Consider the following 22,989-nt stretch of genomic DNA (forward strand, 5'->3'; position numbering starts at 1 on the left):
CCCGGCGCACGCACACCACGCCATGGGCCTGCCGCCATGCGCGCAACGCCTTGATACGCAAGGGCTTCCGGGATGCCGCGCGCCCGGCGCAGGCCTGTGCCAGCAGGACAACCCCATGTGAGACAGCCTTACAAGTGCAAGCACGCGGTGCGGGGCCGGCTCGCTACATTGAAGCCGTGTCCAACGCGAACCCGCCAGGAGCCAATATGAAACGCGCCCTCTCGCTGGTAGTGCTGCTGTCCACCACGGCCGCCCTGCTGTCCGCCTGCATCGTAGTGCCACCGCGCGGCGGCCCGCCGCCGCGCTACCACCACTACGACCGCTATTGATCGATCCAACCGCTTCCAACCGCCCCAAGGAGAATCCACATGAAACGCCAGCTCCTGCTTGCCGCAGCCGTCCTCGCCACGGGCGGCGCCTTCGGACTGACCGCCCCCGCCGAGGCCCATCCGGTGGTGGTCGCCCACGGCTATGGCCATCCGCCCCCGCCGCCGCGCTATGAGCCGCACCCCGCCGCGCGCCGCGGCCAGGTCTGGGTGCCGGGCCACTGGGCCGCCACCGGCGGGCGCTACGACTGGCGCGGCGGCGACTGGAAGGCGCAGCGTGCAGGCTACCGTTATGTGCCCGAGCGCTGGGTGCGCGGCCCGCACGGCTGGGTCATGCGCCCCGGCCACTGGGCCCGCTGACGCCTCCGCGGGCGGACCTGCCGCCTGCCCTCCCGGCAGGCGGTGGCAAGCCCGGTGCAGGCCGGTGCAGCCGGCGCCGCAGGGCTCATCCCGAGGTGGGAGACGCCTCTCATCCAGAAGCACTAGGCCATGCGCCCGACCTGCCTGAAAATCAGGCAGGCCTATTTCAAAAACACATATGAAACCGGCGTTTCATGATTGGAGCAATCGGCCGCAGATATATTACCGATACCCCACGATGGGGTTAAGAACACTACTTCCAGGGGGTGCCGATAATGCTATCTGTTTCAATGCTGCAACCAAATTAAATTCGGATGTCACATCCATGAAACCTCTTGGACCCCGCATCAGCGCGGCGTTTGCGGAACCTGGACCGGCGCGTTTGGGTGATTTTTGAAAGGATTATGTATGTCCTTTCATTCCCACCCCTACTCGTCCCAAACCAGCCTGCTTGCATTCCATTCAATCAGCCCATAAGATGAATTTAAGCCGATTTAGGAGCGAGAATCTTTCGGGTTCGGGTTCGGGTCAACCTTCCAGCCGCCGACAAGTTCCATCCAGAAGAACGGGACTGCGGGAGCATGGAAGCATGGGGGTCAGACAAGCAGCCAGTCGCCGCGGGTGACTGCTGTCCTGCAATGCCCCTCCATACGCAAAGCGCCCCGCAGTCCGCTCCCGAGTAACGGGGAGTGAAGACAATGAATGCGTTGCTGATCGAGGAGCATCCACTGCTCCGGCTCGGGCTGTTGCAGATGCTTGAGAACATCCAGGGGTCCGCCCAGGTTGCCGCCATTGCGCCCGCGGACATCGCCAGGCTGGACACCCGGCACCACAATGCAGACCTGCTGGTATTCGGCATGCCCGCCGATGTGGGGTCTGGCTGGCCGCAGCTCGAACAGGCCCGCGAAGCGCTGTCGCCACAGCGCATCCTGATCCTGGCAGACATATTGCCGTTGCATGTGCCCAACGCGGACAGCGCACGCGGCGTATGCGGCTGCCTGCCGAAATCCGCTTCGCTGGCGGTGATCGAGGCGGCCATCCGGCTGGCAGTGTCAGGCGTGCAGGGGCTGCTGTTCTCGGCCGAGACCGGCTCCATGCCGTCGGCGTCGCGCTCGGCCATGCCGGCGGTGCAGTCGCTGGCCTCGGCCGCGCCGCTGCCGCTGAGCACTGCGCACGCGCTCACAGGCGAGCAACTGTCGCTGGTGGCATGCGCCGGCACGCCTGGTGCCGCACGCACCACCGTGGCGGTGCGCGACCTCACCTGCCTGCGGCCGGGGCAGCCGCTGTCGGCCCCGGCTGCCACCAGCGCAGCGCCGCTGGTCGAGGAAGAGCCCAGCTACGACGAAGCCGAAATGCTGAAGATCACGCCGCGCCAGTACGAGGTGCTGGTGCTGCTGGCACGCGGCTACCCGATCAAGACCGTCAGCCGCATGCTCAATATCTCGGTGGCCACGGTCAAGAGTCACGCCTGCACGCTGTACCAGCGCCTGAAGGTACGCAACAAGGGCGAGGCCGTCTATGCCGCCCTGCAACGTGGCGCGACGCTCGAGTGGGTCAGCGGCGATGAACGCTTCACGCGCGGCAGCACCGCGCGCCCGGTGGTTGCATCCCGCACCAGCGACGCCGCGTTCCAGGCCGCCAGCCCGGTGCTGTAATTCAGGACCCTGCGCCGCGCCCGCATCAGACGGGCCGGCGCAGGTGTCTGCCACTGCCGAACATTGGAGGGGTCACCATGCCGGCAAGCTCTTTCCTGCCCACCGTTTCGGTGTGCATCTCCACGTGCGACCATCCCGAGCAGCTGCGGCACACGCTGCAATCGGTCGCTGATTCCACCATGCCGGCGCACCAGCTCATCATCACCGACGACAGCAGCGGCTACGACACGCGCGAGATGATGCGCCGGGACTATCCGGACATCACCTACCTGGAAGGCCCGCGCCGCTCCAGGGCCGCCAACCGCAACCGCGCCCTGCGCGCGGCCACCGGCTCGCACGTACTATTCATGGATGACCAGACGCTGCTGGGCGCAACCTTCCTGCAGCAGATGACCGAGTCCGTTGCCGACGACCATCTCCGGCGGGCCACTGCCGGCTGCGCGACGCCGCTCATCCTGACCGGGACCGAGGTCTGCCAGGGGCGGCGCGGCGTTCCGCGCAAGCCGGCGTTCCTGGGCCACCCGACGCTGGACTACCGCCGCGGCGAGCGCCTGTGCTCGGTGCTGTTGCACAGCGCGGTGTTCCCGCGCGAGCTGTTCGAGAACCTGTCGTTCGACGAGCACCTTGCCGTCGGCTACGACGATCTGGAACTGGCCGGCCGCGCGGTGCAGGAATTCGGCTACCGCATCGAGATGGTCCCGAGCGCAGTCAACCAGCGCTTGCCGTCGGTGTCGGCCGACCGGCCGTGCCCCGCCAGCGACGCCTCACGGCTGTATGTGGCCTGCCGGCGCTATGACCATGGCCCGCAGCACCCGCTGAAGACGGCAATGTTCCTGCTGTTGGCCCTGCCGCACGACCTTGCGCACCATCTGCGCGCAGCCGGCCTGCGCGGCGCCGGCACCTTCTATGACACCGCGACTTGCCTGTGGCAGCTGCTGCGCGGCCCGCGACCAGCCGGGCGCCAGGGTGCCGCCGGTCTTAGCGCACCGCTGCCGCGCGACTGACAAGCGCACAGGCCCGGGGAGCGTACCCATTTCTGCGCTGCCCGCCCACGCGTGTGCGGCGACGCACCTACTCGAGGGGTGAGGCGGCCAACGCCGCGCTGGAATGGTTCAGCGTAGACGAGTGCACGACACGCAGCGTGCGCTTCTGCGGCGGCAACCCCGCACGGCGCGAGGCGGTCAGCCGCCTGCCAAACGGCCGGCGCGGCGTTCTGCCCGGGCACGGCAGGTGCCAGCCCGATACGGCCCCTTGCACAAGTGGGGGTGCATCGGCCACAACTGCCCCGGCGCGTCCACGCACGCGGTGTTGCGCTAACCTCCTCCCTCAGTGCTCTCGTCGCGCCTGCGCTTCCCACGTCGCCATCGATAACGCCGCAGGATCTCGGCGACGGCAGCGTACCCGTTTCTGCGCGCTCTCATTCGCCTGCAATCCACGTTCGGCAGCACACGTAGCCCGATTGCCTCAGACCACGTAAACACGATAGCCTTTTAGGGAAGCGGATTCACACGGCACACGGTGCTGTATGAAGCGGCGGCGGCCAACGGCATGACAGCCAGTCGCCCCCTGGCGCCCGCGCCGTGCAATTTGCCAGACCGCAATGCTTTCCGACGGACGCTCGGTTAGGCAGGGACAAAAGCTTAGGGCATTGAGACCATGCGGTTATACACAATTGTCACCGTCGTCGGCGGCTCGTAATCCTCGCAGTGTCTTCGCAGCGACATGAACTTCTTTGAGGCCAAGCCAAATCGTCTTCACGCCGGGCTCGCCATCGCTCTTGCGGCCAAGGAACCCGCCAAGGCGTGCAATCAGGCGAAGCACCTCGTTCAGAGTTGGCTTGGCCGGCTGCTTGACACTGGTCAAAAGGTAGGCGCCGCGTATTTCATCCGGGTCGAAGAACAACTCAGCGTCCAGATCGGGGCAAGTGCGTCCGAGGCGCATCAGATGCGCTATACGCCAGGCGACGACCATGAACATCGCCAAGGCGCGCTCAAGGCGTTCAATCGCCGACAACTGGAGCGCTTCGACGCGGCAGGCGTTCTTCAAGATGTTGAACAGCAACTCGATTTCCCAACGCGCCCGGTACCGGTCGATGAGTTCGAGGGCCTCGTCCAGACTGCCCGCGACACGATTGGTCAGCAGGCGCCACTCAACTGGCTTGACGCCGGCCGGCGCATCAAACTCACGCGCGATGATGCTCGTCGCCGCAACTGTCTTGCCTTTGCCTGCCGGCAGCTCGACCCGCTGCACCCAGAGTTGCTGACGCGCGGTGCGCGCCTTCACGCCGTGCCTCGATCCCATCGTGAAAGCAATCTCGCCAACGGGCTTGCCACTGCCAGTACGCTGCCACAGCTTCTCGCCGTCCGGCAGGCAACGATTGTGCGCAGCATGTATCAGCCAGTCAGCAGGCGTGTCGAGTTCTTGCGCACGCAGCAGCAACGCCATCAGGTCGGCTTCGCGGTCGGCGACATAGACCAGGCGCGTGCCGGGCAACTCCGCGGCCATTTCGGCGATGCGCTCGTAACCTTCGATCCAACGCAGGCTTTCCTTGGGCCCGCCGCGCTTGCCGAATTTGTCCCGCTTCTCGCGCGCCCACATCCATGCGTCCAGCACGCCAAGCGGCTCGCGTTGCGGCGTGACGGCGTAGGTCGGGTCGGGTAAGGACACAGCGTTACCGCCGTGTCCTCCCCTAAGAACGAAACGTGCGAGTTTCCCCGCATTTCGCTCAAGCCTTTCAAAGCCCCGCTGCCGGAGCCGGTTTCACCACTGAGACTCGTCGACCACGCGCGACCCTGTGGCAGTCCGGGTGCAGCATCACCAGATTTCGGCTCGCGTCCGTGCCCCCATCGATCTCGCGCTCCAGGCGGAAGAGACGCCATCCACTGGATTTCGTGATCATCTGGCGACAAACGGGACACGCCCGCTCCTGATTCAGCCACAGCCGGATCAGCCGTATTCTCCCCTTGAGTGAGTCAAGCATCGTGAGACCTAACCGCTCCTCGAAGTAACTTTCCCACTGCGGGTCGAAGGGGTTGGCGGCGACCTTGATTCTGCAGTGCCGCCGGATCGGCGTGCTAGCGATGTCGTACAGCGTCAGGAGTTCAGGCTTTCCTGTGCTGAGCTTTTTGCCAGTCTCCGTACCAAAGACCCAGTGCCGGGCGCCGACAGTGCGGAAGTACTTCTGTCGCACCCAGTGTGCGCCTTTGTTCGGATGCCGGCGCCTTGCCCAGCGCCATAGACATAGCCAGATCGCTTGACTGACCTTGCTAAAGATACGTTTTGAGACGACGTGCCGGTAATACTTGCGCAGAAAGCGCTGAACGCTCGTTATGGCTGGCTTGATCAGCAGCTTGCCGCCATATTTGCGCACGTTCATGCCGAGGAAGTCGAACCCATCTTCGATATGCGTGACCCGGGTCTTCTCTGAAGATAGCGACAACCCCCGTTCCGCCAGAAACTGCTCAACCACAGGACGGACTTCATCGACCAGCACTTCACGAGTTGCGCCGGTTATGACAAAGTCGTCTGCGTACCGAATGATGTTGATTTTCGACACATTGCGACCGTGCCGGTAAAATTTCGCCTGCAGCGTTCGCTCCAGCCCGTCGAGCGTCAGGTTCATCAACGTGGGAGACACGATACCGCCTTGCGGGGTACCAGCCTCCGTTGAATGAAAGACATGGTTATGAAGGTAGCCAGCCTTCAACCATCTTTGCAATATCGCCTTGTCCGTAGGGACGTTGGCGACAAGCCAATCGTGCGAGATTTCGTCAAAGCAGCTGCGGATATCGGCCTCCAGGATCCACTTCGCCCGATCAGCGTTTGCGAGTACCACGAAACACTGCTCGATCGCGTCGTGCGTGGACCGGGCAGACCTGAATCCATATCAATTCCGGTCCGCCGTCGTTTCCGCGATGGGTTCCATAGCAAGCAGATGTAGCGCCTGCCATGCCCTGTCAACCATGCACGGAATTCCCAGCGGCCGCATCTTTTTCCCGTCGGCCTTGGGGACGCCTCAGCGGACGCGGCCGGTAGCCGCGCCGTTTGAGTGACAGCACTGCCTTGAGCTTCGCTCACGGAAGGATCGATACGCAGTGCCACCTCATGGTTGCCATCATCGATATTGGATAACTGTTCGTGCGATCAGGAGCACCGAATGGGTCAATTCAAGCCATTGACAAGCCTGCGAGCACTTCCGCCCAGGAACAATAGCGTTCGGATTTCCGCCGTTGCCGGGCCGGCCATGGCTGCGCTCGTCGCCGTTGGGACCAGTTCCGTTTCCCTGCTTCTCGCTCTGTCCTATGAGAAGGATGGACTGACCCGCGCTTTCTCCTGCGCTCCCCTGGTATTTCTCGGTGAGATCTCTTACTGCATATATCTGGTTCGACGCATCCTGCAATACCCGCTTTCATTCGCCAGACGCAGACCGCCCGAGCCAAGCCAGACGTGACAAGGTATTGAGTGAAAGGCAGGCTGCGGTATCTGCAAGAACGCGGTGGCGCAGCAGAATCCAGACAAATTCGGGCGCCAAGCTACCGAAAAAACCGGTGATGTGGCACCGAAATTCCAGGATGTGAAATGAATTCAGCTACCAGCCACCCAACCGGGAAAAAACTCGCGCTTGCGCCGGGTGTATTTCAGCAGCAGCTTGCTAAGAATGATGAGCATCAATTCAGGCGCTGTTTGTTGTTGTAGTAATCAATACATTCGCGAGGATATCCTCGCTGTCGCATTTCATTGATAACAAGCATCTCGTCATATGCGACCGACCTCATCTCTACCTGATGTTCGTCGGCGTAAAATACTAGATAATTGATGATATTAATGTGCAACCTGTTCTGCCCCACACTACCGCTGTTGTAAAGAGTAAAGCCGCCATTTTCTGTTTTAAACTGATGATGAGAGTGACCAATCATGTGGTTTGCGTCGAGAGAAAGCTTGGTGTCCGGGTAGATCCTCCTGTTTTCGATGGTGTGAGTAAACGTATAGCCTTCCCATTCTAATTTTTTCGGTAATTCTGCAATCTTCTCGCATCGATCAAAATTGGGTCGACAAAAATCAAAGAATCTCTTTGAGATATTGGGGCTGACGTAGTCGTTATTATTGAAATAGGCTTCATGATTTCCCTCAATGACACTGCAATTTGGCAGAGAGAAAACAAGGTCAACGCATTCATTGCTCCACGGCCCATAGTTCACTATATCACCTAGGCATATGTACCTGTCGGCGTGGCCGGCATCGGCCAGCATCTTTTCCAGTGCCGGCAGGTTGCCATGTATATCGCTAAAAATGATGGTTCTCACGATGGAGTACTAAGCCTGGGTGGGGTGGGTCGCACTCTTTTGCACACGAATTTACCAATCTGCGAGCGCACTCATAGATCCTCATAAATCAGCGGGACGAGCCGATTTCAGGTACCCTTGCTCACACATCTCTTTAATCGCGGAATTCGCGACGACAAGCTCTTTCCAGTAGCGAAGAATGGACAACTCTTTAATTTCGAATGCGGGCTCGATGCCTTTTAGATAAAAATCTGCAATCATTTTCGGCTCATTAAAGCCAGCGAGAGCGCGTGCGGCCGTTGTGCCCGAGCAACGTGCGTTAAACTCAAATACATAAGGGACTCCATCCTTCATTCGGAGTTGTACGTTGAGAGCGCCCACTGGTTTGACACCTGCGACCACCTTGGCAACCTCCTCCTCGATCCGCGGGGAATTTACTGAAAAGCATTTGTAGGTATCGCCATTTCGCAAAATACGGCGCATTATGATAGTCCCGACATGCCCCCCCTCCACCGACACGGTGCCGCAGGTATATTCATCGCCCTCGATGTACGCCTGGGCCACGAATCGATTAATCTGCACGGAAGGATCATTCTCAAGCATTCTGAAGGTCTTATCTTCTTTTATCAAAAAAACATCCTTCGAACGCGAGCCATTGACCTTGGGTTTCAAGATAAAGGGCAATGGCATCGGCAGGCTGCTGCCCGACGCGTAATTTGTGAGATCGACTGTATAGGGAACGGAAACGCCAAGTTCGCGCAATATGGTGAACGTAAGGAACTTGTCATCTGCAATTTCTACAGTCCTCGGACTACTGACAATCACCCGGGTTCCGATATCGGCAAAACGCTGAACGTTACGGGCAAGAAGGGACAACTCCGGATCAGATCCAGGGAACAGAAGCGCGCACTTTTCTTTCTCGCATATGTCAAGCAGCCGATCAATGAAGTTGGGGTCTTTGGCATACGGCACGATATAGGCAGCCGGGACAGCATACAAACCGGCACCCAGCGCCCCTCCATCGACGCCGACAATCCGGTAGTCGGTGTCGTACAGCGCCTTTACAATACTTTGGCCAACGCCACCGCCAAGCCCAGTGACGGCAATAGAGAGCGACTTTGTGTTCATGGGAGTATGCCCTTCCGCTGGGGATATCGGCCGCAGTTGCACCGTCTGGTTGTTCATAACTGGAAGTGATGCAGGATGCCTGGCCACCTGGTCGATCTGCCGCACGCGTGATGACATGGGCTGGCGTTGGCAGGGCGGTGGAGATACAGGATCCCAAAGTACGCCGACCGTGTCGGCAACTCCGTTCGGAACCGCACTAACGGGTGAGTCGTGGTGGCACCCGATCTGGACATCATTGACCTGCCGCACCTCAAGTGACGCCGTTATGGCCCGCGCTTCTGCCGCATTTGCCATTGCCTCACCGGCGCGAATGCTGCTGAGCTTCGCGGCAATGTTGCTTGCGACTATGCCTCCGGTGCTTTCCGTTGCCGTGGCCCATGTATGGCCATCTCCTTATACAGAACAGAACGTCAGGCCTTCAATCGCGAAGCGCCTGCAAAGTCTGAGCGGCGATCATCACTTGCTGCAGCCCGGTCCAGATAGCCTTGGCACCTGGCTCGCCATCACCTTTGCGGCCCAAGAAGCCACCGAGTCGCGCAATCAGGCGCAATACCTCGTTAAGCCGTGGGGGCCGATCAGGGACGCGCGTTTTCGTCAGTAGATAGGCACCGCGGATTTCGTCCGGATCGAAGAACAACGCGGCATCCAGATCCGGGCAGGTCCTGCCAAGCCGCATCAGGTGCGCGATGCGCCAGGCCACGATCATGAACAGAGCCAGCACACGCTCCAGTCGATCAATGGCCGACAGTTGCAGGGCTTCAATCCGGCAGCCATTCTTGAGCACATGGAAGAAGACTTCGACTTCCCAGCGCGCCCGGTACCAGTCACTGCGGCAACTCCATTGCCTCCCGATTGCTCAGCAAGCGCCACTCCACCGGCTTGACGCCTTTGGGCGCGTCGACTTCCCGGGCCATCAGACAGGTCACGCTGATCGCACCAGCCTTGCCCGCTGGCAGGTCCACGCGCTGTGCACGGATTTCCTGCTTCACCAGTCGCGCCTTCTGTCCGTGGCGAGCGGCCATGGTGAATTGGATCTCGCCCACGACCGCGCCGGCTGCCACCGTCTGCCAGAGCTTCTCACCCCCAGCCAAACTACGGTCGTGCTGAGCACGGATCATCCAATGCGCCGGCGTGCCCAACTCGTGAGCGCGTCGCATCAAGGACAGGATATCGGCCTCCCGGTCCGCCACATACACCAGACGTGTATGCGGCAGGCGCGACGCAATCTCAGCGATGCGCTCGTAGCCCTCGATCCAGCGCAGACTCGGTGGTGGATCGTTGGCGCGTGCGAGATAGCCGCCCAGTTGTGCGAGCTTGATGAGGCTGCGTGACAGGGCAGGCGCCTGTGCGGTGCGTGCCGTATCTTTGATGAGCTGATCAAGAAGCGTAACCTCGGTTTCGGTAAGCGCCACCCCCGGTGGGGCCTCTGGTGCAGATCGATTGATCTCAGTCAGCCAGAATACTCGCCAGGCAAGGATACAGAAGATAGCGATCAGGTTGGTCAACCGGCTGGCTGTACGCAACTGCGACTCTTCAGCCTTGCAGCCGGACTTCAGGTTCTTGTGAAACGTCTCTATTTTCCAGCGCATCGCGTACCAGTCGATCTTTTCGATAGCGTCGACACGTGAGTTCACCGACAGATCAGTTACTCATAAGTCAGTAATTTAAGCGACAGAGTTGGAACCTTGATTTTGGCGGCGTGTCTCATGCTGCATGAAACGAGACGGAAGAACATTGGCTCACAACACGCTGGAGGAGATGCGCATCCTCGCGGTCCAACGCATGGCCGAGGGAGACCATCCTGATGACGTTGCGGCGTCGTTTGGCATGCATCGTTCGTGGGCTTACAGGATGCGGGCACAGGCGCGGGGACGTGGTCGAGGTGTGCGGGTGTTGCGCTCGCGCAAGGGCACAGGTCGGCCGCGCAAGCTGACGCCCGCGCAGGAGTTGCAGGTGTTTCGCTGGATCAATGGCAAGAACCCGATGCAGTATGGATTCGACTTTGGGTTGTGGACGCGCAACCTGGTTCGTGATCTGTTGCAGCGAGAATTTGCCGTCACGCTCAGCCTGGCGTCGATCGGCACGATGCTCGCTCGCCTGAATCTGACGCCGCAAAAAATCGTTGGAACGTGCCTACCAGCGCAATCCGGAAGCAATCGATCGCTGGAAGCACGAAACCTATCCGGCCATTGCCAAGCAGGCTCGCGAAGAAAGCGCCGATATCTTCTTCTGGGACGAGTCCGGGTTCCGGGCAGACTCGGTGCAAGGAAGGACTTGGGCAAAGCGCGGCGAAACGCCTGTTGTCGAGCGGCCTGGGCAGCGGCAAGGCATGAGCGCGGCATCTGCGGTCAACGCCAAAGGGGCCTTCTGGTTTGCAACGTACAAAGGTGCGCTCAGTGGCGAATTGTTCGTGACGCTGCTCAAGAAGTTGATGTTCAAACGAAGGAAGCTGGTACATCTTGTCATCGACGGACTGCCCGCTCACAAGAAGTCCGTCGTCAAGGACTACGTTGCCAGCACCAACGGGAAACTGACGCTGCACTTCCTGCCAGGCTACGCACCGGACCTCAATCCGGACGAACTGGTGTGGAGTCACGTCAAGCGTACTGGAGTTGCCAGAAGCCCCTTGCGAAAGGGAGAAGAACTGGGGCCGAAAATTCATGAACAGCTCACTCAGATTGGACGCAACCCGAAACTCGTGCGCTCGTTCTTCAAGCATCCATCTGTCTCGTATATTTCTGACTTATGAGTAAGCAGCGCAAAGAAGGCCGCGATTGATCAACGCAATGGTCTTGACACGTGAGGAGATTTGAGCGGCCGCCGCCCTGCTTGCGCAGTTTTTTGCGCAAGCAGGGCGGCGGCCAACAGAGGATCTTTTTTCGATCCTCGCTTGGCTCTCATGCCCCTGTCCGATTTGTTCACTACGCTTTCCCAATATCTGCACACCGAGGTTTTTCACGATCTTGCCCGCCACCCCGAGCGTCCCGCCGCCATCACCCGTCAGCGCAAGCTCACCCTGCCGACACTGATCGCCTTCATGCTTGGCAACTTGCGCATGGGTGTACAAGCCGAACTCGATCAATTCTTCGCCGCGCTCGCCCGCCAGAACACCTTGTGCCGGTGCGTCAGTGAACAAGCCTTCGCTCAGGCTCGCAGCAAACTCAGCGGCGATGTCTTTGCTCACCTCAATGACTGGCTGCTTCAGCGCGTCTGCACCCATCTGCCGCGCTGGCATGGCTTCCGGCTGGTCGCCGCGGACGCCTCGCATCTGCGTTTTGCCATCCGCCACAGCCATCTCCCTCGAGCCGCCACCCGTGATCAACTCGCCTTCGGCCTGTACCTGCCCGGGACCGAGATCATGCTCGCCGCCTCACTGCACAGCGTGCACGAGAACGAGCGCCAGATCCTGTTCGAGCATCTGGACCGCCTGCAATCCGACGACTTGCTCTTGCTCGACCGCGGCTACCCCGCCCGCTGGCTGGTGGCCGTGCTCAACGAACGAAAAATCCCTTTCTGCATGCGCGCCGACGGCAGCGGCTTTACCGCCGTGCGACACTTCGTCCGCTCCGGCCGCGACGAGGCCATCGTCACGCTCCCGGCTCCAGCCCGCAATGACGCGCGCGACTATGAGTGTGCGGCTACCCCGCAGACCGTCCGGCTGATTCGGCAGATCTCGCCAGCCGGTAAGGTGCGCGTGCTCATAACCAATCTGCTCGACATGCACCGCTATCCGGCTGCCACCTTCCGCGATCTCTATCACCAGCGCTGGCGCCTGGAGGAGGCGTTTAAACGTCTCAAACACCGCATGGCACTCGAACACCTGTCCGGCCTCTCACAGTTGGCTGCCAGGCAGGACTTCGGCGCCAAAATCCTGAGCGACAACCTCCACGCCCTCTGCTGCCTTCGCGCCGCGCAGGAACATGACGTTGATCCGGACCATCGGATCAACCGTTCCTACGCCATCACCGCCCTCAAACCTGTCCTGTCAGCGGCGCTGCTCGGCCTGCGCTGGGCCAAGGCTGCTCTGAATGAAACCTTGGCCTTGATCGCAACACGTATCCATCGCGTGCGACCGGATCGCGCCAAGCCTCGACCGATAGCGGCCGCGTTCAGGTTGCCGGAATCAGGATCGACATCGGCAAACACAGGTACCACGCCCCCATTCACCACGCATGAGATGCTGGCAAGGAAAGTGCGCGGCGTGACTACCACTTCATCGCCCGCACCGATGCCAAGCGCTTTGAGCGCTGCATCAAGTGCCAGCGTGCCGTTGGCCAGTGCCACCGCATGCGGCACACCGCACCAGCCGGCAAACTCTTGTTCGAATTCGCGGCACTGCGAACCCGTCCAGTAGTTCACGCGGTTGGACAGCAACAACTGGTGCACGGCATCGGCCTCTTCGGCAGTGAAGCTGGGCCAAGGCGAGAACGGGGTGTCTAGTGTAGCGTTCTGTTCTTGATGGAACCTATATGAATTCGGCGTCTCCAATGCTCTACTGCGACACAGCGTGGAGAGAGCGAGTGCGAGTTGCCCCCGAGATCATGTTGACCGACGAGGAGCGAACCAAGTTGACGAGGCTGGTTCGGTCGAAGCTCACGAGCGTGAGGCTGGCGCAGCGCGCGCGCATCGTGCTGCTGGCCCCCAACGGAATGCAGAACAAGGACATCGCCGAGCAGTTGGGAATCGGACGCGTGCAGGTCTCGCGTTGGCGTACAGTCCATATCTGTCTACCTCTCTCGTCCTCCCCGCCGGGAAGCAGCCGCGGCTTGTTCAGGCGGTGGGCCGCGGCGCCTGCCGGCCCCGCTTCGACAGGCACGACCGCTTGCGCACGGTGATGCGGGTCTCGCCCGTCACCGGATCGGCATCGATCTGCCGGTAATGCCGCACTGTGCCGTCCTGCCACCGTGCCGCTATCGCGGCCTTGACCGGGTACAGCAGCCCGCGCGCATTGACAAAGACGAAGGCGCCGATGCCAAGCGCAGCCACCAGCACGATCTGCGGCGCCGGCCCGCGGATACGGATGCCCGCATTCAGCCACGCAACCGCCAGCCCCACCGCGCCACCCAGCAAGGTCTCGGACAGCGTGTGGTAGTGGCCGGACACCAGTTTCACCGCCATCGCCAGCGCCAGCGCCAGTCCCGCGAACCAGCCGATGCGTGCCACGCGCGGGCTCAGCGCCGAACCCAGCAGCATCAGCAGCACCGGATACGTCGCCGCGGTCAGCATGGCGTGGCCGCTGACACTGTACAGGCCGAGCTGCGGCAGGTACCAGCCGCCGTAATCAAAAGCGAACTTGGCAGCCCCCACCAGCGCGGCGCCAAGACCGAACGACACCAGCCATCGCAGCGCGCTGCGCGATGCGCCACCCACGGACAGCGCTAGCGCAATGACCAGCGCAACGGGCACCAGCAAGGTAATGGTGCCAAGCTGGATCAGCGACGGCCAGTGCATCATCGCCGCATGGCGCCCGCGCAGTCCTGCGCCAGGCCGGGCATCACCCCGCCGTCGGCGTCCCGCCCGGCGCCGGTCGGCAGCGTTGCACGAAGCATGACCTCGCGCAGCACCTGCGCAGTCAGGGCAATCTCGGCGTCGGTTAGGGTGGGATGCACCAGCAGCATCAGGCTGTTTTCACCCAGCAGCCTGGCGTTGGGCAACCGGCGCGGCGGGCGCCAGCCCGTGTAATCGAACGCCTTCTCGAGATAAGCCTCCGAGCAGCCGCCCGCATAGCAGGGCACGCCGCCTGCCTGGATCTCGGCCACGATGCGGTCACGGCTCCAGCCATCCCTCAGCCATTCCGAGCGGACGAATGCATAGAACTTGTACCAGGCTGATTGTGCATCCGGTGGGCAGGCGGGCAACCAGACCGCAGCACATTGCCGAAGCGCGCCGGCAATGACCTCCGCATTGGCAGTGCGCTGCGCTGTCCATTGCTTCATGCGCGCAAGCTGGATGCGTCCGATCACCGCCTGCATTTCTATCATGCGCCAGTTCGTGCCGAAGGATTCGTGCAACCACCGGAATCCCGGGGGATGCTGACGCTCATAGACAGCGTCCCAGCTCTTGCCATGGTCCTTGTACGACCACATGCGCAGCCAGAGGTCCCTCGCGCTGGTCGTCACCATGCCGCCCTCGCCGCCGGTGGTCATGATCTTGTCCTGGCAGAAGGACCATGCACCCACGTCCCCGATCGAGCCGACCGAGCGCCCTTTGTAGCGCGCACCATGTGCCTGGGCACAATCCTCGATCACCTTGATGCCGTGCTCGCGCGCCAGCGCCATGATCAGGTCCATGTCGCAGGGTATGCCGGCAAGGTGCACGCATATGACGGCTCGCGTCCTTGGCGTCAGAACCTTGCTGATCGTCGCCGCGGAAAGATTGCCGCTCGCAAGATCGACGTCTGCAAATACCGGCTTTGCTCCCGCATTCACCACGCTTGAAATGCTGGCGATGAAGGTACGCGGCGTCACCACGACCTCGTCGCCAAGGCCAATGTCCAGCGCCTTCAGCGCGACATCGAGCGCAAGCGTCCCGTTCGCCAGCGCGATCGCATACGGCGTCCCTGCCCACCTGGCGAATTCCTCCTCGAACGCCCGGCATTCAGAGCCGGTCCAGTAGTTCACCCGGTTCGACAGCAGCACCTTCTGCACGGCAGCCGCCTCGTCGGCAGTGAAACTTGGCCAGGGAGAAAAACTGGTATCCAGCATGGTCGTCCACCTCAGCGATGAAAGTCGGAGCGTTTGCCCTGCACGAACCCGACCGGGTGCCGGGAACGCATCCATCTAACCAGACTTGCATCGGCAGGTGAAGGCAGCCATATGGCCTAGATCACTCAGTTGAGGCGCAAAGGGCGAGGCCAGCCCCTCGCCCTTTGTGCCACTTGCCGCTGCGTACGCAAGCCCACGTTGCTGCGTTGCTAGGGACGCGCCAACAACAATAATTGCTTCAGTCGGGACTAGTGTGGAAGCACCCAGTCGCGGTGACGGGCTAAAGGGCAAATCGGAAGCCACTGACAGAAAGGGCAATGACCTTTCTCGAGCCCCCGCCGATGGACCTGTCCATAGAAGAAGCCTTAAGACAATGCATAACCGCCCGCAGCCTTGCTTGTTCGCCCCGCCCATAGGGCATCCATATCGCAGCCTGGTTGCGGCCAGGCCCTTGCCCGTTACGGTGCATGGAGGCTCCGGAAAATGACCAAACTGCTCTCGCGCTGGCTGATTGCCCTGCCAAGACGCCGCAAAGTCGCGCTCATGATTTCGGCGGACCTCTTTGCGCTGCCGATGTGCTTTGCTTTCGCATTGTTCCTGCGTGCCGGCAACTTCGAGCTGCTGGCACAGTACGGCATCACGCCGCCGCTGATCATTGCCGCCTGCACGATTCCGGTGTTTTTGCTGAGCGGGCTGTATCGGACCGTCGTCAGGTATTTCGACCTGAAAGTCCTGTGGACTACCGGCACCAGCCTGGCCTGCATCGTCGGGCTCACCTATGCGCTCTCGTTCCTCGTGCATCTCGACCGACTGCCTCGCACCGGCCTGCTGATCTACTGGTTCATCGCCTTTGCCTATGTAGTGATCTCGCGCTTCGTGGCGCGCGCCTTGCTGACACGCTCGCAACAGAGCTTGCAGGCCCGCAACGAGCGCGCCACCTTGCGCGTGGGGATCTTCGGCGCCGGCGAGGCCGGTTTCCAGCTTGCCATCGCCATGCGCGCCAGCCTGGGCCACAAGGCCGTCTGCTTCTTCGACGATGACTTCGCGCTGGAGGGCAAGGTCGTTGCCGACCTTCCCGTCCATCACAGCAACCACATGCACAAGGAGATCCAGCGGCTCGCCATCAATGAAGTTGTGCTGGCCGTTCCGTCCCTGCCGATCGACCGCCGCCGCCAGATCGTCGACAAGCTGCACCGCTATTCGGTCTGCGTGCGCACGCTGCCCTCCCTGCTCGAGCTCTTAGACCGCAAGATCAGCGTGCAGTCGATCCGGGATATCAGCGTGGAAGACTTGCTGGGCCGCGACATCGTCCCGCCACGGGTAGACCTGTTCGCCAAATGCACGCAACGCAAGACGGTGATGGTGACTGGCGCAGGGGGCTCCATCGGCAGGGAGCTATGCCGCCAGATCGCCACGCAGGTACCCCAGCGCCTGATCCTCTTCGACCACTCCGAATATGCCCTCTACGCGATCGAACAGGAACTGCGCCAGCGCTTCCCTGACCTGCAGATCACGGCGCGGTTCGGCTCTGTGTGCGACGCCACCGCCGTGTCAGCCGCATTGCGCGGCCAGCAGGTCGACACCATCTATCACGCCGCCGCCTACAAGCATGTGCCGCTGGTCGAAAAGAACATGCCCGAGGGGATCCGCAACAATGTGATGGGCTCCCTGACCATTGCCGATCTGGCAGACCATTTCGGCGTTCAGACCTGCGTGCTGGTTTCCACCGACAAGGCGGTGCGGCCCACCAACGTGATGGGCGCCAGCAAGCGCATTGCCGAACTTGCTTTCCAAGGCGCGGCGACCCGCCCGAACACGCGGACTACCTTCTCGATGGTGCGTTTCGGCAATGTGCTGGGCTCATCCGGCTCCGTGGTGCCGCTGTTCCGCAAGCAGATCCGCGAGGGCGGGCCCATCACGATCACACATCCGGATGTGATCCGCTTCTTCATGCTGATTCCGGAGGCGGCCCAGTTGGTGATCCAGGCCGGCGCGATGGCGAAAGGGGGAGAAGTCTTCGTACTGGACATGGGCAAGCCGGTCCGCATCATCGACCTGGCCCGCACCATGATCGAGATGTCCGGCTTGGTGGAGAAGACCCGCAAGAACCCCGCCGGCGATATTGAGATCAAGGTCGTTGGCCTGCGCCCAGGCGAGAAGCTCTTTGAAGAACTCCTGATCGGCGGCGAGGTGACGCCCAGCGAGCATGAGCGCATCCTGTGCTCGAGCGAGCCGTTTATCGAGGAAGCTGAGTTGCACAGGAAGCTCGAGCGCCTGTTTGCCGCCTGCGATACCCGCGACGAGCTGGAGATCCAGACCGTCGTGCAGAGCCTGGTGCCCGAGTATGCGCCATACAGCTCGCTGGAATCGCCGCGCCGCAAAGTGGTGGCGCCCGCGCAGCGGGAGGCCAGCCAGCCGCTGCAGCTGGCATTGCGCGGCATTGCCTCGCGCCGGCAGCCGTCACCGGAGATCGCCGGGGACCTGAAGCACGCGACACTGTCCAATCCGGGCGAGGCGAGCTGACGCCGGCCGGCCTGTGCCGGCGAGAAAGGCATGCGTTCGCCCGCACACGTTGTCGCATTGCAACCATGTCGCCTCGCACGAATAATTTCTTTAATGGAAAGTGAAAGTCTTGCGGCCGAAGATCTGGGCTGCGGCGATTGAGTACTGGGAGGAATAATGTATTCTGGCGGCGTGTTACTCATTACCGGCGGCACCGGCTCATTCGGAAACGCCGTGCTTGATCGCTTTCTCGATTCTGACCTCCATGAGATTCGAATCTTCAGCCGGGACGAGAAGAAGCAAGACGATCTCCGGAAGAAATATCAGGATCCCAAGCTCAAGTTCTACCTCGGCGACGTTCGCGACTATCGCAGTATCGCCGGCGCCATGATGGGAGTCGACTTCGTCTTTCATGCCGCTGCGCTCAAGCAAGTGCCATCCTGCGAGTTCCACCCGCTGGAAGCCGTCAAAACGAATGTCCTGGGCACCGAGAATGTCATCCAGGCCGCCATGGACTGCGGCGCCAAGCGGGTCGTCTGCCTGAGCACCGACAAGGCGGTCTACCCGATCAACGCCATGGGAATCTCCAAGGCGATGATGGAAAAGGTGATGGTGGCAAAGTCCAGGAACCTCGATGCCAGGCGCATCGTCGTTTGCGGCACGCGCTATGGCAACGTCATGGGGTCGCGCGGCTCGGTCATTCCACTGTTTATCGAGCAACTGGAGTCGGGACAAGCGCTCACGGTAACCGACACCGCCATGACTCGCTTCATGATGACGCTGGAAGGCGCAGTCGACCTGGTCCTGCATGCCTTCGAGCACGGCACCAATGGCGACATCTTCGTCCAGAAGTCTCCTGCTGCGACGATCGCCATCCTGGCCAAGTCCATCCTGCGACTGTGCGACAAACCGGGGCACCCGATTCACGTCATCGGCACTCGCCATGGCGAGAAGCTGTATGAAACTCTGCTGAGCCGGGAAGAGATGGCCTGTTCGGAAGATCAGGGCCGTTACTTCCGCATCCCGCCGGATATGCGCAACCTGAACTACGAGATGTATGTCGAACAGGGTGAACGGCGCATTTCCCACAGCGAAGACTATAACTCCCACAATACCGAACAGCTGGATGTCAGCGAGATGTGCGATCTGTTGCTTCAATTGGACTGCATTCGGAAACTGGTGACTCGTCCGCTGGCCACCGTGGAGTAAAGAATGAAAGTTCTTGTCACTGGGGCGGCTGGTTTTCTCGGCAAGAATCTGATTGCCAGACTGCAGGAGCGGCCCAACCTCGAGATCCTGTCGCTCACCAGGGACACGCCGCTGGCCAGGCTGTCCGCGCAGGCTTCGGAGCTGGATTTCGTATTCCACCTTGCCGGCGTCAATCGCCCCAACCATGAGTCGGAATTCTGGCACGGCAATTTCGACCTGACCCGGGAGCTGTGTGAGTTGCTGCAGGCGACCGGCAAGCGAATCCCCATTGTCTACGCCTCCTCCATCCAGGCGGCACTGCCCAGTGCGTATGGCCAGAGCAAGTGCGCAGCGGAGGGCGTGCTGCAGGCATATGGCGCGTCGTGCGGGGCGCCGGTCTCGATCTTCCGGCTGCCCAACATCTTCGGCAAGTGGTGCCGGCCGAACTACAACTCCGTGGTGGCGACCTTCTGCCACAACGTTGCGCGCGACATCCCGATCACGGTGGTCGATGCGCAGCGGGAGCTTACGCTCGTCTACGTCGACGACGTGGTGCAGTCGTTCGTCAAGATCATGGACGGCCGGGCACCGGATGGCGGCTTCGCCGAGGTCGAGCCACGCTATACGCTCAGCGTCGGTGAACTGGCCGTGATGATCCGCTCGTTCCGCGACAGCCGATCCACGCTACTCACTGACGGGGTCGGCGTTGGCCTGAAGCGCGCGCTGTACGCGACCTATATCAGCTACCTGCCGGCGGAGCGATTTTCCTATGAAATCCCGACCTACAGCGACCCCAGGGGAATGTTTGCGGAGGTCATGAAGACGCCGGATTGCGGCCAGTTCTCATTCTTCACCGCCCGGCCCGGCGTGACGCGTGGTGGGCACTATCACCATTCCAAGACCGAGAAGTTCCTGGTACTGAAAGGGTATGCCCGCTTTGCTTTCCGGCACATCGTATCGGACGAAGTCCACGAGCTGTATACATCCGGCGACCATCCCCTGGTGGTGGAAACGGTCCCGGGCTGGGCTCATGACATAACTAACGTGGGACGGGAGGACCTGGTCGTCATGCTGTGGGCCAATGAGCAGTTTGACCGGTCGCGCCCCGACACTTTCTCGCATAAGGTCTGACATGACGAGACTGAAGGTGATGACGTTCGTTGGCACCCGGCCGGAGATCATTCGGCTGTCTCGCGTCATTGCGAAGCTTGACCAGAACACCGAGCACACGCTTGTCCACACCGGCCAGAACTACGACTATGAGCTGAATGAGATCTTCTTCAGTGACCTGGAGCTCCGGCCGCCGGACATCTTCCTGAACGCAGCCGGCGCCTCCAGTGCGGCGACGATCGGCAACGTCATCATCCTTGCCGACGCCGTGCTCGAGAAGGAGCGGCCAGACGCAGTCCTGCTGCTGGGCGATACCAACAGCTGCATGGCGGCCCTCCCGGCCAAGCGCAGGAAGGTTCCGGTCTTCCACATGGAAGCCGGCAATCGCTGCTTCGATCAGCGGGTACCCGAGGAAATCAACAGGCGGATTGTCGACCACACGGCGGATATCAATCTCACCTATAGCACGATCGCCCGCGAGTACCTGCTGCGCGAAGGGCTGCCGCCCGACATGGTCATCAAGACCGGGAGCCCGATGCGGGAAGTGCTGAGCCACTACCGGCATCACATCGAGCGCTCGGCCGTGCTTGAGCGCCTGGGTGTTGACCGCAACGGCTTCTTTGTCGTCAGCGCCCATCGCGAAGAGAATATCGATTCCGATCGGAACTTCCAGCGCCTGAGCGACATGCTCAATGCGGTGGCCGAAACCCATGGCTTGCCAACCATCGTCTCGACGCATCCCCGCACCAGGAAGCGCATCGAAACCCTGGGCACGGTCTTCCACCCCGGGATTCGGCTGCTCAAGCCGCTTGGCTTCACGGACTACGTCAGGCTGCAAACGGACGCAAGGGCGGTGCTATCCGACAGCGGTACGATCACCGAGGAATCCTCGATCCTGAACTTCCCGGCGCTGAATATCCGGGAGGCCCACGAACGTCCGGAAGGCATGGAAGAGGGGGCGGTCATGCTGGTTGGGCTGAGCACGGAACGCGTACTGCAGGGGCTTGCCTTGCTCGAGAGCCAGCCCCGCGGTGCCACGCGCCTTCTGCAACCGGTCTCCGACTATGGCGCGGACAATGTCTCGGACAAGGTGATCAGGATCATCCACAGCTACACCGACTACGTCATGCGGACGGTTTGGAAACAGTAGGAACGGAGTGCGTACAGTGAGAATACTGTTGATCACGCAATGGTTTGAGCCCGAGCCGAGCGTCAAGGGGCTGCTTCTTGCGCAGGAGCTGAGAGTCCTGGGGCACGATGTTGAAGTCCTGACAGGGTTTCCCAACTATCCGGACGGCGTGCTCTATCCAGGTTACCGCCTGAAAGCCGTACAGAAGGAGACTATCGACGGGATCCCGGTGACGCGGGTCTTCCTCTACCCCAGCCACAGCCGCTCCGCGATCGGCCGCGTGATCAATTACGTCAGCTTTGCGGCGGCGGCAACCCTCTACGGCGTGCTGCAATGGAAGCGCTTTGACGCTGCGTACGTCTATCACCCTCCGCTGACGGTCGGCATGGCCGCGGCGGCGATCGGACTGGTGCGCCGGCTTCCTTTTGTCTACGACATTCAGGACCTGTGGCCAGATACGCTTGAGTCTACCGGCATGATGCCCAACCGGCACGCCCTGGCGATGATAGCTGCCGCATGCAGGCTGGTCTATCGGCGAGCGGCGATCATCGTGGCGCAGTCGCCGGGGTTCGAGACACGCCTGCTCGAGCGCGGCGTGCCGCGCGACAAGCTGCACATGATCTACAACTGGTGCGACGAGGCTGCCCTGGCAACTGTGAGCCAGGCCGGACAGGTGCCGCCACGCATGCGCGGGCGCTTCAACATCGTCTTTGCCGGCAATATGGGACGGGCCCAGGCGCTGGATGCCGTCATACTGGCCGCTCGCCAGGCGTATGCGGCGAATCCACGCATCCAGTTCGTCTTCGTTGGCGGCGGCACGCAGGTACCACAACTCAAGGCAATGGCGCAAGCGCAGGGCCTGGACGATGCCGTCATGTTCCTGCCAAGGATGCCCATGAACGAGGTCGGTGTGATCCTGCAAGCCGCTGACGCGCTGCTGGTCCACTTGCGCGATGACAGTCTTTTTTCCATCACCGTCCCGTCAAAACTTCAGGCCTACCTGTTCAGCGGCAAGCCCGTCCTGATGGCGGTACGGGGAGACGCGGCCGAGCTGGTCAGGCAAGCGGACGCCGGCGTCTGCGCGGAGCCGGAGAATGCCGAGTCGGTCGCCCAGGCTGCGCTCCAACTCGCATCGATGGAGTGCGACGCACTGCTAAGCATGGGGCTGCGCGGAAAAGCGTTCTATGAGCAGAACCTGTCGAGCAGAGTCGGGGTTGCCAGACTGGCCGCGCTGCTGGAGCAGGCAGGCAACACGAGGTCCGGGAAGGGCGCCCCTGGCGGCATAGGCGAACAGCCCCCATCTTCCACGCAATCACGGCCCCGGCCTGGCGGCGTCCAGCGCTGAACGCCCGGCAAGCGATCCTCTATACAGCACGGTGCCGCGGAACCGTGACTTGCCGGGCGGATAGCCCTTACCGCAAGCGCGACAGCTGTGCCGGAATGAATATCTCAGGGGATAATTGAACAGGTCCGCTAGTGTCCTGAGTCAGAAATTCATTGCATTATTGATATCTCCTTGTACTCTGCATTGAAGGCACACACAGGGCGAGGCAGCGATGAGAGGGAGACCGAAGGCGGAACTGATTTTGAGTGAGGCCGAACGCG

General features: G+C 61.4%; 16 protein-coding genes and 4 pseudogenes. 12 read left to right on the forward strand and 8 right to left on the reverse strand.

The features are described 5' to 3' along the window. Nucleotides 1-206: 206 nt before the first annotated feature. The 4 genes from ACW4E8_RS28865 to ACW4E8_RS28880 all read left to right on the forward strand — a co-directional run bounded on the left by ACW4E8_RS28865 (nucleotide 207) and on the right by ACW4E8_RS28880 (nucleotide 3,345). A complete protein-coding gene (locus ACW4E8_RS28865) occupies nucleotides 207-329 on the forward strand; it encodes a hypothetical protein (protein WP_013951761.1) in 123 nt (40 codons plus the stop codon). A 39-nt stretch (nucleotides 330-368) separates the two neighbouring features. Next, complete coding sequence (locus tag ACW4E8_RS28870; protein ID WP_456807629.1) at nucleotides 369-686, forward strand: hypothetical protein; 318 nt, start codon at nucleotides 369-371, stop codon at nucleotides 684-686. Between the two features lie 698 nt (nucleotides 687-1,384). Beyond that, entirely contained in the window at nucleotides 1,385-2,341 is a 957-nt protein-coding gene (locus ACW4E8_RS28875) for a response regulator transcription factor (RefSeq protein WP_456807630.1), read from the forward strand. Nucleotides 2,342-2,418: 77 nt separating this feature from the next. Further along, complete coding sequence (locus tag ACW4E8_RS28880) at nucleotides 2,419-3,345, forward strand: glycosyltransferase family 2 protein (RefSeq protein ID WP_456807631.1); 927 nt, start codon at nucleotides 2,419-2,421, stop codon at nucleotides 3,343-3,345. A gap of 658 nt (nucleotides 3,346-4,003) precedes the next feature. On the opposite strand, the pseudogene ACW4E8_RS28885 reads toward ACW4E8_RS28880, so the two are convergent. From ACW4E8_RS28885 to ACW4E8_RS28905, 5 genes and pseudogenes are all read right to left on the reverse strand, one after another. Continuing rightward, a pseudogene (locus ACW4E8_RS28885) lies at nucleotides 4,004-4,993 on the reverse strand (IS4 family transposase); the annotation flags it as partial. Between the two features lie 82 nt (nucleotides 4,994-5,075). Beyond that, nucleotides 5,076-6,176, reverse strand: coding sequence for a reverse transcriptase domain-containing protein (locus tag ACW4E8_RS28890; protein WP_456807632.1), 1,101 nt, complete (start codon nucleotides 6,174-6,176; stop codon nucleotides 5,076-5,078). Nucleotides 6,177-7,008: 832 nt separating this feature from the next. Continuing rightward, a complete protein-coding gene (locus tag ACW4E8_RS28895; RefSeq protein ID WP_456807633.1) occupies nucleotides 7,009-7,644 on the reverse strand; it encodes a metallophosphoesterase family protein in 636 nt (211 codons plus the stop codon). 81 nt (nucleotides 7,645-7,725) lie between these two features. Then, nucleotides 7,726-9,045: an ATP-grasp domain-containing protein gene (locus ACW4E8_RS28900; protein ID WP_456807634.1), complete on the reverse strand. Its 1,320-nt coding sequence runs from the start codon at nucleotides 9,043-9,045 to the stop codon at nucleotides 7,726-7,728. Between the two features lie 124 nt (nucleotides 9,046-9,169). Then, a pseudogene (locus ACW4E8_RS28905) lies at nucleotides 9,170-10,016 on the reverse strand (IS4 family transposase); the annotation flags it as partial. 448 nt (nucleotides 10,017-10,464) lie between these two features. On the opposite strand from ACW4E8_RS28905, the gene ACW4E8_RS28910 reads away from it, so the two are divergent. Continuing rightward, a protein-coding gene (locus ACW4E8_RS28910) for an IS630 family transposase (RefSeq protein WP_456807635.1) occupies nucleotides 10,465-11,500 on the forward strand; the annotation gives its coding sequence in 2 pieces (ribosomal slippage) (nucleotides 10,465-10,866 and nucleotides 10,868-11,500; 1,035 coding nt in all). Between the two features lie 150 nt (nucleotides 11,501-11,650). Next, a pseudogene (locus tag ACW4E8_RS28915) lies at nucleotides 11,651-12,628 on the forward strand (IS4 family transposase); the annotation flags it as partial. A gap of 191 nt (nucleotides 12,629-12,819) precedes the next feature. Here the strand turns inward: ACW4E8_RS28915 and ACW4E8_RS28920 are convergent. After that, a pseudogene (locus ACW4E8_RS28920) lies at nucleotides 12,820-13,239 on the reverse strand (DegT/DnrJ/EryC1/StrS family aminotransferase); the annotation flags it as partial. A 53-nt stretch (nucleotides 13,240-13,292) separates the two neighbouring features. Here ACW4E8_RS28920 and ACW4E8_RS28925 point away from each other — a divergent pair. Beyond that, the gene (locus ACW4E8_RS28925; protein ID WP_456807636.1) at nucleotides 13,293-13,586 is read left to right on the forward strand and encodes a helix-turn-helix domain-containing protein; all 294 of its coding nucleotides are present in this window, start codon (nucleotides 13,293-13,295) and stop codon (nucleotides 13,584-13,586) included. Here the strand turns inward: ACW4E8_RS28925 and ACW4E8_RS28930 are convergent. After that, nucleotides 13,522-14,205 (reverse strand): hypothetical protein, encoded by a 684-nt coding sequence (locus ACW4E8_RS28930; protein WP_456807637.1) that lies wholly within the window; start codon nucleotides 14,203-14,205, stop codon nucleotides 13,522-13,524. The genes ACW4E8_RS28925 and ACW4E8_RS28930 overlap by 65 nt on opposite strands. Further along, complete coding sequence (locus tag ACW4E8_RS28935; protein WP_456807638.1) at nucleotides 14,202-15,455, reverse strand: DegT/DnrJ/EryC1/StrS family aminotransferase; 1,254 nt, start codon at nucleotides 15,453-15,455, stop codon at nucleotides 14,202-14,204. Before ACW4E8_RS28935 ends, ACW4E8_RS28930 begins: the two co-directional genes overlap by 4 nt. A gap of 483 nt (nucleotides 15,456-15,938) precedes the next feature. On the opposite strand from ACW4E8_RS28935, the gene ACW4E8_RS28940 reads away from it, so the two are divergent. The 5 genes from ACW4E8_RS28940 (at nucleotide 15,939) to ACW4E8_RS28960 (ending at nucleotide 22,729) form a co-directional block, all read left to right on the forward strand. Further along, nucleotides 15,939-17,978 carry a polysaccharide biosynthesis protein gene (locus ACW4E8_RS28940; RefSeq protein ID WP_456807639.1) on the forward strand — a complete coding sequence of 680 codons (2,040 nt, stop codon included), beginning with the start codon at nucleotides 15,939-15,941 and terminating at the stop codon, nucleotides 17,976-17,978. 156 nt (nucleotides 17,979-18,134) lie between these two features. Beyond that, nucleotides 18,135-19,166, forward strand: coding sequence for a polysaccharide biosynthesis protein (locus ACW4E8_RS28945; protein WP_456807640.1), 1,032 nt, complete (start codon nucleotides 18,135-18,137; stop codon nucleotides 19,164-19,166). Nucleotides 19,167-19,169: 3 nt separating this feature from the next. Continuing rightward, the gene (gene wbjC / locus ACW4E8_RS28950) at nucleotides 19,170-20,276 is read left to right on the forward strand and encodes a UDP-2-acetamido-2,6-beta-L-arabino-hexul-4-ose reductase (protein ID WP_456807641.1); all 1,107 of its coding nucleotides are present in this window, start codon (nucleotides 19,170-19,172) and stop codon (nucleotides 20,274-20,276) included. A gap of 1 nt (nucleotide 20,277) precedes the next feature. Continuing rightward, nucleotides 20,278-21,405 carry a non-hydrolyzing UDP-N-acetylglucosamine 2-epimerase gene (gene wecB / locus ACW4E8_RS28955; protein ID WP_456807644.1) on the forward strand — a complete coding sequence of 376 codons (1,128 nt, stop codon included), beginning with the start codon at nucleotides 20,278-20,280 and terminating at the stop codon, nucleotides 21,403-21,405. Nucleotides 21,406-21,433: 28 nt separating this feature from the next. Continuing rightward, on the forward strand, nucleotides 21,434-22,729 hold the full coding sequence (locus ACW4E8_RS28960) for a glycosyltransferase family 4 protein (protein ID WP_456807642.1): 1,296 nt from the start codon (nucleotides 21,434-21,436) through the stop codon (nucleotides 22,727-22,729). Nucleotides 22,730-22,989: the final 260 nt, after the last annotated feature.

The organism is Cupriavidus sp. CP313, from assembly GCF_054072015.1.